Source organism: Chlamydia poikilotherma (genome assembly GCF_900239975.1).
In the GTDB taxonomy this organism is placed as follows: Bacteria; Chlamydiota; Chlamydiia; order Chlamydiales; family Chlamydiaceae; genus Chlamydia; species Chlamydia poikilotherma.
Genome location: NZ_LS992154.1, coordinates 742,490 through 754,888, shown reverse-complemented (window position 1 = coordinate 754,888; position 12,399 = coordinate 742,490). Strand labels below are relative to the sequence as shown.

Below are 12,399 nucleotides of genomic sequence, written 5' to 3'. Positions count from 1 at the left end.
TTCCATTAAGATTTTTTTGAGAATTTACTTAATGCTGTAATTAAAGATGCTTGGGGATGGGATAATTTTTTCTCTAGTGCTTTTCTTGTGTAGAGAATCGAGGAGCCTGTTGTTTTGAAATGTTTATGTAGGGTTGTTGGAAGCCCTGCAAGATCAAAAACAGCAGGGAAACTATTAGGGAAATCATATAGAGCTTCAGGAGATGAGAACCCTTTTATAATATATTGGGGAAGATAGTCTATAAGTATTTTCTTGTTGGAAGGATTTTCTAAAGCTAATGTTAACAAAGCTCCTGAATAGAGATCTGCGAGATCGGTAAGAAATGTTTTATAATTTTTAAGTTCTGCATAGTTAGCGATAACGAGAATATGGCTATAAGCATATCTTTTTTTCAGACTGCTGAAGAGCTTTCGTTTCCATCGCTTATGCATCCACATCCATTGTTCAGGTTTGTGAGCAATGCCTTTTTCTAAGAATCCCATAAGATTGTTCATAAGCGAAGAAGTTGCTTCTTTAATGGGTAAAGACTTATCAGCGTAAAACTTCTTGCTAGGAACAATTGTATATCCATTTTTATTGCGGAATACCGATACGGCCATTACGGGTTTTCCTGTTTTATAGGCCAGTAGTGCTGGAGATGTTGTTGTGAAAGCTTCATTTCCAAATAAGGGATAAGCATACGAGGATATGAGTAACGCCTGATCCCCAACTATACCAATAACATGTCCCTGTTGAAGAGCTTGAAGAGCAGAATGTATCCCTTGTTTTGGAGAAACAATTTTTCCTTTAAAAGTCTCTCTTAGAGAAAAAATTTTTTTATTTAATCGAGTGTTTTTTATCGGTTTTGCAAAGGCTAAACCAGGATAATCTCGGGTAATATAAAGAAAAGGAAGTTCCCAATTTGCCTGATGGCCACAAAATAAAATAATTCCCTCGTTTTCACTTAATTTGGAAAACGTATCTTCTAATTCTTTTTGTGTAAGAACTTCCTTGCTACAGAATCCTTCAGGATGAGTTTCCGCAGTTGCTATGGAAATTAAACTATCTAGATTTCCAATCAGTCCTTCTACTGCTAATAGTTCTAAAACAGTGATCATGACATGCTGTATAGAATGCTTAGCAATGCGTTTTCTTTCTTCAAAAGGCTTATCAGGAAAAGCAAGAGCGAGATTTGTAAGTGCTGTTTTCCTGTAATCAGAGATTGTATAGAAAATGATAGTTCCTAAAGCTCTTCCAAAACGACCTAGAATAGGGCGGGGAATATATTTAAAAGTCCCGATTAACGTTATTCCTAAATAATAAACGAAGAAATCTATAATAGTTTGTTTTGCGCGACGTATGTTCTTTAACATAATTTAGGATCCCTACTCCACACAGTATAACAGGAGATTGGGAACAAATGGGTACTATTTTTCTTTATTTATGGTAGATCACGCTCTTTCATAGTTGAATGAGCTAGCATCATCGACACTATAGTAGCTTCGATAACTCTTTTAATTATTTTTATAATTTTTATATTATTAATACACAAACTTCTATTTGTGAACATCTAATGCGTGGATCTAACGTTCTACCATTCTTTTTTATGTAGCCTAGAGGTTTCTATAGGTTTTGAACGAATAATTACTTTGTTATGGGAAATCTCTGCAGAAAGATTTAATGGAGAACCATCTTTCCTAAATAAAGATAGTTTCCTTAGATACTCACGGAATCGATGGCGTATTCCAGTTTCATCAATTAAAGCAAAGTCATGGAGAATTCCATGTTCTTGAGCCATGATAGCTTGAACAAAGGTATCTTCAAGAGTTTTTTCATCTATAAATTCTACAGCCCAGTTTACAGAATTGTTCCCATGTGGTGGAGCCATGACAATAGCCAGAGCGATATTATTTTTAACAACATCTAAGAAAAGCTTACTGACATCTTTTGCATATAGGGGAATATCTATTTGATAGATACCTTGGTTAAGAATAATAGGATGTGAAGGTTCTAAAGTATAGGCCTGGGGATTGAAGGTATTACTATATTTTACAGGGAAGAAGAGTAAAACAGGAAGATTGAGATTTAAAGGGATAAATTCCTGTTTTAAAAAGAGTAAACGTAAGAAATCTGCTTGAGGATCATTCAGATTTTCATAGGTATTAGTGTTGCCAAAAGGTATAAGAATTTTTTTCCATTCTTCAGGAATAGGGAAAATGATCTCATCGTGATTCCCTTGAGCTATACGATTTCTTTCTAATTCTTCGAAGGATACCTTATTTAAATTAAAAGTGAGCTCTAATCCTTGTTCCTTAAGGGCGTTTACATATTCTTTAGGACCGCTGACTTTCTGGATAAGATACTTAGGCCAAACGTCTAAATACTCGTAGCCTTTAGGAGGACTTCCTACAGGAGTTGTAATGGTTACCGTGATGTCTTCAGTAACATATTGTGTCAGACGAATAAAAATATCATCAGCAGAGACACTTTGAATATCTCTACGAATATTTGTTTCACCGTCAAGGCTAACAAGATTGTACTTGTCAATAGCAGCTATCCAACTTTCCGTATGTCCTGTGGCGCTAATAACCACTTCTAGATTCGTAGGTCGGAGATCGTGGACGGTATTTTTATTCCCTGTGATGGTTAATGAAACTTTTTTATCTAATAGACCATTGCTTTGTAGTCCTAAGACTGTTTGATCGGGATCAAGATCAATAATACGTACAGGAACATTATTCAAGGTGCGGGTAATGGTTACCGTTTGTCCGACGAGCACCCAAATGATGATGGCAAACCCTAAAGATACTACTTTTCTCAGCCAATTGCGCATGAAAAAACGAGAAAGAAAATCGATCATTTTTTCCAAATCCATGAGCTAAACGGTTTACGTTTTTGTTCTTTCAGAGTGAGGATACTTCTCAATACTGCTTTGAATCTGTCCATCTTCACTCCGCGTGTCAAAATCCCATCACGAGATAATGATACGTAGCCATTTTCTTCAGATACAATGATAATTAATGCATCAGTACGTTGGCTTGCTCCTAAAGCTGCACGGTGACGTGTTCCCATGGAACGTGATAATTGTGTGGTATCATGAGCTAAAGGAAGAACAACACGCGCATAGGCTATCGTTTCTGCTCTGAGAATTACCGCCCCATCATGAAGAGGAGAAGAGGGTTCAAAAATCGTTTCTAAAAGTTCTTCTGAAAAATCTGCATTAATTTTTACTGAAGAGAAACTTAAAAATTCATCAAAGGAATCTTTATTTTCAAGAACGACAAGAGCTCCAACTTGTCTCTCTGACATTTGATAGATACATGAGGTAAGATGTTCAATAAATTGATCCTGTAAATCAATAACAAACTTTCTTCCATGAAATCGCACACGTGACAAGGCTAGACGTATCTCTGGTTGGAAAATAATAAAAACAACGATAGCAGCGACATTAACAACGTGTAACATCAGCCGTCGGATTATAGGAAAGTGTAGCTTATCTGCTAAGACAAATAGAAACAGGAAGGCAAGCAAGCCGAAGACAACGTCCATGGCTCGAGTTCCCCAAAAGAACTTCAGAAGATAATTTAACATTACCCAAATCAGAATAATTTCTAACAAGGGTGTTGTATAGTAAGTAATATCTATGGGCATAGCTTTACTAGTTTCCTAGAATAGAATACTCGAAGAGATTCTCACCTTAAAGGCAAGCGACTGCTTTCTAAAAGAAGGTAATATAATACTGTAGTATATCGAGAAAAAGGTTAACAGCAAAGTATTTTATAGTTGCAATAGTTTGTTATATACTTCACATTACAGCTTTTTTATTTGTTCTCGGATTTCTGGCGGACATATGGACACGGTGATTTTATCTAGAATACAATTTGGTTTGTTTATTGCTTTTCATTACCTGTTTGTTCCTTTGAGTATGGGTCTCAGTATGATGCTTGTTTTGATGGAAGGCTTATATCTAGTTACGAAGAAGAATATTTATAAACAGATGACTTGGTTTTGGATTGGTGTCTTTGCTTTAACATTTGTTGTTGGTGTTGTCACTGGAATCATGCAAATTTTTTCTTTTGGATCAAATTGGTCAAGATTTTCTGATTATACTGGAAATGTCTTTGGAACACTTTTAGGAAGTGAAGGTGTTTTTGCTTTTTTCTTAGAATCAGGATTTTTAGGCGTTTTATTATTTGGACGTCATAAAGTTTCTAAGAAAATGCACTTCTTCTCTACTTGTATGGTGGCTTTAGGAGCTCATATGAGTGCTTTCTGGATTGTATGTGCGAATTCTTGGATGCAAACGCCTTCAGGTTATGAAATGGCCATGCATAATGGCCAGCTTGTTCCTACAATGACTTCATTTTGGCAAGTCGTTTTCTCTCCTTCAAGTATAGATCGTTATATTCATGTTGTGTTAGGGACTTGGTTGTCAGGGATTTTCCTAGTAATCAGTGTTAGTGCGTATTATTTGCGTAAGCAACGTCATGTGGAATTTGCATGTCAGGGATTAAAATTAGGTGCGATTACTGGGATTATCGTACTTATTTTGCAATTGTGGTCTGCAGATGTTACAGCACGCGGTGTTGCTAAAAATCAGCCTGCAAAATTAGCGGCTTTTGAAGGTTTGTTTAAAACTGAAGAATATAGCCCAATTTATTTATTTGGTTATGTCGATGTAAAGAATCAAAAAGTTACAGGTTTGCCTATTCCTGGAGGTCTTTCATTCTTAGTCCATAGAAATACTAAAACTCCCGTTGTTGGTTTAGATCAAATACCACAAGATGAGTGGCCTAATGTGCAGCTAGTTTTCCAATTTTATCATCTAATGGTTCTCCTTTGGGGATTAATGGTTCTCTTCGCCATCATCGCCTGGTGTGCTTATAAGAAAAGACGCTGGGCATTAAAACCCTTCATTTTATCCATAATCTCATTCTCTATTCTCTGCCCTGAAGTATGTAATGAAGTGGGTTGGTTTGCTGCAGAAATGGGAAGACAGCCTTGGGTAGTTTATGGTTTATTAAAAACTAGCAATGCTGTTTCTCCTATAATACGTGGAGGTCAGGTTGTTCAAACTCTTATTTTATTTAGTTTAGTGTTTGTTTGTCTCTTATCTTTATTCCTCTTTCTTTTATGGAAGAAAATACAACGAGGACCTGATCAAAACGATCTTAATGAGGTGGAAGTATGATCATGGATTTTTCTTTAGCTTCAATGTTACCGATAGCTTGGTATGTTATATTAGTAGTTGCAGTATTTGTTTACTCCTTGGGAGATGGTTTTGATTTAGGTTTAAGTACAATTTACTTTATCTCTCGTGCGGATGACGAGCGACGTACGCTACTTAATTCTATAGGGCCTGTTTGGGATGGGAATGAAGTGTGGCTAATTATTATTTTTGGCGGGCTTTTTGCAGGATTTCCACCAGCCTATGGTGCATTGTTATCGATTTTCTACATGCCAATATGGACATTAGTTTTACTCTATATCTTCCGAGGATGTTCTTTAGAATTTCGTGGTAAGGCGGAATCTAAAAAGTGGAAAGCATTCTGGGATATTGTTTTTTGTATATCAGGAATTGCTATTAGCTTTTTCTTAGGAGTTTTAGTAGGGAACATGATTTTGGGGCTGCCTATATCTCCTACAACTCCATACTCTTCTTTATCTTGGGTGTTATTTTTCCGCCCTTATACATTATTATGTGGTGCTCTCGTTGTTAGTGCTTTTGCAATTCATGGAGCTACTTTTATTTTAATGAAGACTACTGGAGAGTTGCAACAGCGGATCATAAAGCGTTTTTCTTATGTTTTGTCGGCATTTTTAGTTATTTATCTCCTTTTAATCGGTGCTACTCTTGCTATGATACCGCAAACAAAAGGATTCTCTTTTCAGGTAGGAAGTTTTGCTGGAGTTCCTACATATCCTGTATTGATATTGTTGCTCGCTATGACTTTAGGAAGTTGTCTAGCAACTAAAACTTGCGTATCTAGAAAACGCTACGGCTGTGCCTTTCTTTATTCCTCATTGAATTTACTTCTGTTGATTCTATCAACGGTAACTTTAATTTTTCCGAATATCCTGTTTTCTACTGTAGATCCTGAGCATAGCTATACTATTTATAATACAGCAGCAAGTGCGAAAACATTACAGAGTCTTTTGGTAATCGTACTTGTAGGTTTACCACTCATTATAGCTTATGGAGTCTATATCTATCGTGTTTTCAGAGGTAAAACCGATTTCCCTTCTGTATATTAGGAAGTTTTAGAGATGATTTGTTTTTGCTCATTACAAAAACTCTAAAATTTTTATAACATGCTTCCTATTTTTTGTTTTTAGGTTGCATTTATGTGGAAGTCCTGGATTTTTTTACTCATATTTTCTCCGCTGAGTTTATGTTTTGGAGAATATAAGCCTTACAAGGAGCTATGGCTATCTTCTGAAAATAGCATTTCGAGCTCCTCTACAATTGTCGAAACCTCTGGTAAACTTCTTGTTGTTTGGCAAGAGAGCAACAAGCTTATAGGAAGGTATTGTGATCGTGGAGTATGGTCGGAACCTAGTGAGATTTTTCCTCAGGAATCTGCGAATTTTTCAAAACCTGTATTGGTGAGAATTAGCTCTCAAGAAATATGGTTGTTTTATAGAAAGCAGCTTTTTGGGGAGAACGTGAGTCGTCCTTATATAGCTTTCTCTTTCAATGCAGGGAAAAATTGGTCTGAACACAGACTCTTACCCCCTGGGTTAGAGGGAACAACAAGAAATCCTCCTTACGTAGATAGAATAAGAAATCAAATATATATTCCCTCATACAGTATTTACGGAATGCTAACAGATCAAGAGCTTGTAGGAGCTTCCTGGGTAGAAATTTATAATTTCTGTTCTCGATCTTGGGAAGGGCGTTTTGGTCCTATTTTAGGAAGGACACGAAATCAAGTTCCTATAGAACCTGCCATTGTATCTTTAGCATCAAATAAGCTGGCGCTTTTTTGTAGAAATGCTTCTGTAGAAGAGAATTATATTTGCATGTCAATATCAACAACTCGTGGAACTTCTTGGTCAAAATTGAAAAATCTTCCTTGGCGAAGTTATAATAGTAGTATTGCTGTTCAATCGGGAAGAAGTGGGAGATTATTTCTTTTTGCTAATAGTGCTCCTAATGGAGAGGGGCTAACATGCTTTCCTTCTTATAACGAAGGATTAACTTGGAATCATCCTAAACTTATTGATGCGGATTATAGCGTGGATCCTTGTGCCTATTTAGATAAACAAGGATATATGCACATTGTCTACACTGGTAAGGATATTTCGGGTAATCAGCGTATTAAATATTATGGAATTGAAGAAGAAGCTCTGCTTTTAAATTGTCCTGAGTATTGGATCACCAACAGTTTGGAAGAGAGCATAAGAGAATAGTCTAAGAAATAACTTCTTTAATATTGATTATATAATAAGCTGGAAAAGCAAAATGGTTGTTTGGACGAGGTAAGCATTCTACAGAAACTCTCTTTCCTAACCATTTTTCTAGGTCTATTTTTGTTGAATAGACAAAGGCTATAGTATTTTCCTTGTCTTTGAGCAAATAATCGCCTGGATTATTTTTTACAACATGGGGATAAACTTCAAGCTCTCCAACAAAAGTTTGTTTTTTCTTTTTCTCTTCGTCATAGAAAGCATCTTGAGTAAGCTTTTTAGCATTTTCCTGCGGGTGCATGCTTGCCCAAATTTTAAATAGGGAATATTCAAGACTTTCTCTTCCTTGAGTTTTTGGAGACGTCTTAATTACTGTTTGCTTGCGGATATGTCGTGATAATAAAGATCCGGTAGTTACAGGTTTCTCCATACTATAGAAAGTATCTGAAGAACTAGATGCTTGTTGTTTTCCGATTGTCTTATCTTGATTTGCTAGGGATTTTGAAAGATAAGTATCCTGAATCTCCTCCAAGGCTTTTTGTATTAATGGCTGCAAACCGGGGACACCACTGAATTCTTCAGATTGTACAAGATTGATCTTTTTATAAATTGCTTCTAAGTCAACGGAATCCAAAGTTTTTTTCAACTCATCTTGAGCGAATTTCACAGCAGAATCTAATAAATCTAAGGCGATCTTTTTTTGACCTTCTCTATGTTTGTAAAGATCTATAGAACCTTTTTGAGAAACAAAATTTTTAGCAACATAGAAAGCACATTGACTGGGTAGAGCGATCTCCAACCACTTTCCTTGTGGCTGACTCGATGTTGCTTGAATTTCCGTTCCTCGGGATAAACGTACAAGTACGGGAGCTGATGTCGAAGGCTCTAACCGTACATTCACTTGCTCACCTTCAATCACATTGTCTAAAACAAACGTGCGGAACACATAGCCTTTGAGTCCTTCAGGAGCAGCAACAGTATAGTAGTCTTTGCTCTCACCAATAACGGCGATATAGTCGCCTTTGGAAAGTTCTTTGATAATAGAGCTATCTACATGCGGAGCTAGACGCAAGCGTACACGATTTCCTTTAATCTCTCCTGTAAATGGAGAAAAGGAAGATTTGTCCATTTGCGCAACAGGTGTCTTTGATGCGGAAGGAGCAGCATGTAAACTTGCTGAACTTATTCCTGACCCGATGGTAAACAAAAGCATAGAAATCGATAGCGTTCGCATGCTTTACTCCTACAATGTATTCACATTAGAAATCGATACAAGGATGTGACCTAGTCCTCTAGGGGAAGCGACCCCTAGAAAAAAGAATTATATCGACTGGAGTGAAAAAGTCAATTATCTTACCAATCGAGTGAACTCGACTAAGTCTTAAGTATAGAGAACTGCTTTTACATGTTCACAATTTAACTTGCCGCACGTACATCCAATAGGTGTCCCTAGATATACACTAAACTGCTCACTTGGATTTAATGGATCGGTAACAAGATATAATTTATTTCCACTCGGACTAATGTCCCATGTACGGAAAGATAACTCTTCTTCGGACACATTGGCATCTTCTTCTTCACTAATTACTCTACCGATTTGGCAATGCATACAATTACAGTGAGGCTCTGCTTTAGGGAGAAGATTTGGATTATTTCCTGCCAGAGTGCGAATCACCATAACCATTTTTTCTAAAATATCTGCAGGTGCATCGGGATGGTCTTTGTGTTCCGGAGTGTGTTGTAGGATCATTTCCATGGGATTAGTTCCAGAAAATAACGGAGACATCAGACTTTTATGTGAGAACATTTGTACGTCTGTGTCTTTAGATAATTGCTGAAGTACACTCATCAACATACCCAGCTTATCATCTTCACGACCAGATTCGTCTCGAATTATTTGAGAAGCTTCTAAATGAAGGAGATGTTCCTGGAAAGCAATATCAATAATTGACTGATCTAAATTGGGGATAGAAATGATCTTCCCGTCAATTAAATGTAGTTTGAGGGTGGCCTGCCCTTTAACTTCCCCTTCTTGTGATTCAATAAAGGCTATTTGATTCCATCGTGCAGAAATATAGGGAGGAATGCAAATCAATTGGTCATTAATTTTCACTTTCATGGCGACCTCCGGTGGTAAACTCTACTGTTATTGCTTAACGTCATTGTAGAGGAGCGCTGTTTTTTTGACAATCGAATTAGCAGTTGATATTGTTGATTGCTAAATTCGCCTTAACTTCTTGAAGATGTTAAGCAGTTTTTCTTTTTAGAAGAATAAGAATAGAGTTTTTTTTACTTAGAATTATATAAAAGGGTCAAGAAGTTTCTAATAAAATTTTGTCAATATAAGCACAGATTTTCTCAGTATTTGTTTTAAGTATTTTCGTCATTTTATTAGGAAGGATATTTGCAAATATAGAATGTCTTGATTGGGGTCGGAACCCTAGTTCATTAGGAGTTAGCTGAATGAAGAAAACAATGGTCATTGATACGAGTGTGTTTATTTATGATCCCGAGGCTTTATCATCTTTTGAGGATACACGAATTATTATTCCTTTTACTGTAATTGAGGAGTTGGAAGCATTTGCTAAAGATCGTGATGAATCAGCAAAAAATGCTTCACGAGCTTTGAGTAATATCCGTTTGCTACTCGAACGTTCAGGCAATCACTCTGAGGGGATATCTCTTCCTAATGGTAGTGAATTGCGTATAGAGGTATCTTCCATTGCTAATTTAGCTAATGATGAGAAACGTCGAAAACTTCTCACGCTAGAGCTGCTTCAAGTGATAGCACAACGAGAGCCTATGATTTTTGTAACAAAGAGTCTAGGACGTAGAGTTCGTGCTGAAGCCTTGGGGATAGAAGCTCGGGATTATGAAAATAAAAGATTCTCTTTTAGATCTTTATACCGTGGTTATCGTGAATTCATTGTGTCTGCATCTGATGTTGAGAGCTTTTATACAAATGGCTATTTAGATATTCCTTTAGATATAACTCCATCGCCTAATGAATATTTTTTCATTTCAGGAGGAGAGAATTATTTTGCCCTCGGTCGTTATCATGAAGCTGAAGGAAGAATTGTTTCTTTAAAATCTATTCCAGATAAAATTTGGGGAATAAAACCTTTAAATACCGAACAAAAGTGTGCTTTAGATCTTCTTTTGCGTGATGATATAAAATTAGTTACTCTTATGGGACAAGCAGGATCTGGGAAAACTGTTTTAGCCTTAGCTGCAGCTATGCATCAGGTATTTGATAAGGGGAATTATAATAAGTTATTAGTGAGTCGTCCTATCATTCCGATGGGGAAAGATATTGGATTTCTTCCTGGAGTCAAAGAAGAAAAGCTTTTACATTGGATGCAGCCTATCTACGATAACATGGAATTTCTTTTTAATATTAGTGGTATGGGAGATTTTTCAGAGGTCTTACAATCTTTAATGGAAGCTAAAAAATTAGAGATGGAAGCTCTGACATATATTCGTGGAAGATCTTTGCCGAAAGTGTTTATGATCATTGATGAAGCTCAGAATCTTACACCTCACGAGATTAAAACGATTATTTCTCGTGCAGGGAAAGGTACGAAAATTGTCCTAACAGGTGATCCCACACAAATTGATAGCCCATACTTTGATGAAAATTCCAATGGGCTTACCTATTTAGTGGGTAAGTTTCACCATTTACCTCTTTATGGTCATATGTTCATGACACGTACGGAACGTTCTGAACTTGCTGCTGCTGCTGCAACTATTTTATAGTTTAGCTTAGGAAATCTTTGATTTCTTCTTCAGCAGATTTTGGAGGTGATATGAGTCGTTTCTTAGGATCAATATCGGCAGATGTTGGTGCGACATAACCACAGACTTTTTTAAAGTAATTAACTATCGCTCGAAGAACTTTCAGAACTACTTGACAAATAGTTAGAAGACCTTTGATTCCGAAAATTTCTAACCAGGCGTCCTTGCGGATCGTAGGCAACGCTTCATTAATTTCGAGACAAGGGGAAATAGTACATATTTTACTATAACCTCCTGTTGGAAGAAGCAAAGCATTTTCAACATTGGAAATTTGTAATAGTCCATGTAATCCTGTAAAAGTACTAAAAAGTGGTAAATAGCTCAGGAAGGATTCAAAACATGAACGATGCAACGGATTTTGAACAACGTGTTGTTTATTGTTTTCATAATAACGATCTAAGTTACCAGCTGACGTGTGCCGGTGATTTACTATTAAAACCGTGTTTTGTGTAATTCTCATGCTTTGCTCAAGCTTGGTATTGCGGGATTTAGAGAGAAACTATAATGCAAAAATCAATTGTCGAGTAGATACTGATTGAAATCATCGTACATTTCAAGAAATTATTTACTGATTTGATAAGGAATGAGTTAAAGTTGGAATGTTACTTGAGAAAAATTAAAAATATGGAGGTGGAGAGACTCGAACTCTCGTCCTTAGTAAACTCCCTGCTAACCTCTACATGCTTAGTCCCTAGTAGTATTACATTGAATTTCCTCAGCTAAGAACATCTATGGAAACCAACGACTCTCAATAATCTCGAATAAACCCTCTTGAGAATTAGAGAAGGTAAATTCCAACCAGATAGATGACGGTACTTCACAAACCTCTGGTGGAGTCCATGAGTACCGGGTTATCTAGAGGTTATCTAAATAACAACTTTTGCTAATTAAGCAGCTAATCTTTCCAGGTTGAGGTCAGAGAAACTGATAATTTCGCATTCAGCCTTAGGTTCGGCATTTATTGTTTTGTCGGCTTTTTAGGAGGCCAGCCAACGTCCTCCGCATGCAATTAACACTTCATTTCCAAGTCGAAACCTATACACCCCCAGAGAATATTTTAAATTTTTCTTCGCTTTTGTGCAACTCAAGTATCCCTCTATTTTAAATGTTGTCAAGAAAAGGAGAATTTTTCTCAAATTCGAGGGTAATCTGGACGAAAACCAGAAAAGTCTTTATTTTGGGATTGATTTTATATCTATACGCACTTAACGGCTA

10 protein-coding genes and 1 other RNA gene are annotated in these 12,399 nt (G+C 36.6%); 4 read left to right on the top strand and 7 right to left on the bottom strand.

Translation table 11 applies throughout. The features are described from left to right. Positions 1–5: 5 nt before the first annotated feature. The 3 genes from C10C_RS03395 to cdaA all read right to left on the bottom strand — a co-directional run bounded on the left by C10C_RS03395 (position 6) and on the right by cdaA (position 3,630). The gene (locus tag C10C_RS03395; RefSeq protein WP_117274437.1) at positions 6–1,352 is read right to left on the bottom strand and encodes an LpxL/LpxP family acyltransferase; all 1,347 of its coding nucleotides are present in this window, start codon (positions 1,350–1,352) and stop codon (positions 6–8) included. A 218-nt stretch (positions 1,353–1,570) separates the two neighbouring features. Next, positions 1,571–2,854, bottom strand: coding sequence for a CdaR family protein (locus C10C_RS03390; protein WP_162496153.1), 1,284 nt, complete (start codon positions 2,852–2,854; stop codon positions 1,571–1,573). Beyond that, positions 2,836–3,630 (bottom strand): diadenylate cyclase CdaA, encoded by a 795-nt coding sequence (gene cdaA, locus C10C_RS03385; protein ID WP_117274436.1) that lies wholly within the window; start codon positions 3,628–3,630, stop codon positions 2,836–2,838. Before cdaA ends, C10C_RS03390 begins: the two co-directional genes overlap by 19 nt. A 199-nt stretch (positions 3,631–3,829) precedes the next feature. Between cdaA and C10C_RS03380 the strand changes: the two genes are divergently transcribed. The 3 genes from C10C_RS03380 (at position 3,830) to C10C_RS03370 (ending at position 7,392) form a co-directional block, all read left to right on the top strand. Continuing rightward, positions 3,830–5,170, top strand: a complete 1,341-nt coding sequence (locus C10C_RS03380; RefSeq protein WP_117274435.1) for a cytochrome ubiquinol oxidase subunit I — start codon at positions 3,830–3,832, stop codon at positions 5,168–5,170. Between the two features lie 2 nt (positions 5,171–5,172). Continuing rightward, complete coding sequence (gene cydB / locus C10C_RS03375) at positions 5,173–6,234, top strand: cytochrome d ubiquinol oxidase subunit II (protein ID WP_117274434.1); 1,062 nt, start codon at positions 5,173–5,175, stop codon at positions 6,232–6,234. Positions 6,235–6,324: 90 nt separating this feature from the next. Next, positions 6,325–7,392 (top strand): exo-alpha-sialidase, encoded by a 1,068-nt coding sequence (locus C10C_RS03370; protein WP_117274433.1) that lies wholly within the window; start codon positions 6,325–6,327, stop codon positions 7,390–7,392. A 1-nt stretch (position 7,393) separates the two neighbouring features. Here the strand turns inward: C10C_RS03370 and C10C_RS03365 are convergent, their stop codons facing one another. Together C10C_RS03365 and C10C_RS03360 are read right to left on the bottom strand one after the other, a co-directional pair. Beyond that, positions 7,394–8,623 carry an SH3 domain-containing protein gene (locus tag C10C_RS03365; protein ID WP_117274432.1) on the bottom strand — a complete coding sequence of 410 codons (1,230 nt, stop codon included), beginning with the start codon at positions 8,621–8,623 and terminating at the stop codon, positions 7,394–7,396. Positions 8,624–8,770: 147 nt separating this feature from the next. Continuing rightward, positions 8,771–9,508, bottom strand: a complete 738-nt coding sequence (locus C10C_RS03360; RefSeq protein ID WP_117274431.1) for a hypothetical protein — start codon at positions 9,506–9,508, stop codon at positions 8,771–8,773. A gap of 344 nt (positions 9,509–9,852) precedes the next feature. Here C10C_RS03360 and C10C_RS03355 point away from each other — a divergent pair, with 344 nt between their 5' ends. Further along, entirely contained in the window at positions 9,853–11,145 is a 1,293-nt protein-coding gene (locus tag C10C_RS03355; protein WP_117274430.1) for a PhoH family protein, read from the top strand. Position 11,146: 1 nt separating this feature from the next. Here the strand turns inward: C10C_RS03355 and C10C_RS03350 are convergent, their stop codons facing one another. Next, entirely contained in the window at positions 11,147–11,644 is a 498-nt protein-coding gene (locus C10C_RS03350; protein WP_117274429.1) for a hypothetical protein, read from the bottom strand. A gap of 162 nt (positions 11,645–11,806) precedes the next feature. Next, positions 11,807–12,231, bottom strand: a transfer-messenger RNA (tmRNA) gene (gene ssrA / locus C10C_RS03345). Positions 12,232–12,399: the final 168 nt, after the last annotated feature.

Excerpts from the sequence above, each read along its gene's own strand:
- C10C_RS03380 (WP_117274435.1), top strand. The coding sequence starts at position 3,830 with ATGGACACGGTGATTTTATCTAGAATACAATTTGGTTTGTTTATTGCT.
- cydB (WP_117274434.1), top strand. The coding sequence starts at position 5,173 with ATGGATTTTTCTTTAGCTTCAATGTTACCGATAGCTTGGTATGTTATA.
- C10C_RS03370 (WP_117274433.1), top strand. The coding sequence starts at position 6,325 with ATGTGGAAGTCCTGGATTTTTTTACTCATATTTTCTCCGCTGAGTTTA.
- C10C_RS03390 (WP_162496153.1), bottom strand. The coding sequence starts at position 2,854 with ATGGATTTGGAAAAAATGATCGATTTTCTTTCTCGTTTTTTCATGCGC.
- C10C_RS03350 (WP_117274429.1), bottom strand. The coding sequence starts at position 11,644 with ATGAGAATTACACAAAACACGGTTTTAATAGTAAATCACCGGCACACG.
- C10C_RS03395 (WP_117274437.1), bottom strand. The coding sequence starts at position 1,352 with ATGTTAAAGAACATACGTCGCGCAAAACAAACTATTATAGATTTCTTC.
- C10C_RS03360 (WP_117274431.1), bottom strand. The coding sequence starts at position 9,508 with ATGAAAGTGAAAATTAATGACCAATTGATTTGCATTCCTCCCTATATT.
- C10C_RS03355 (WP_117274430.1), top strand. The coding sequence starts at position 9,853 with ATGAAGAAAACAATGGTCATTGATACGAGTGTGTTTATTTATGATCCC.
- C10C_RS03365 (WP_117274432.1), bottom strand. The coding sequence starts at position 8,623 with ATGCGAACGCTATCGATTTCTATGCTTTTGTTTACCATCGGGTCAGGA.
- cdaA (WP_117274436.1), bottom strand. The coding sequence starts at position 3,630 with ATGCCCATAGATATTACTTACTATACAACACCCTTGTTAGAAATTATT.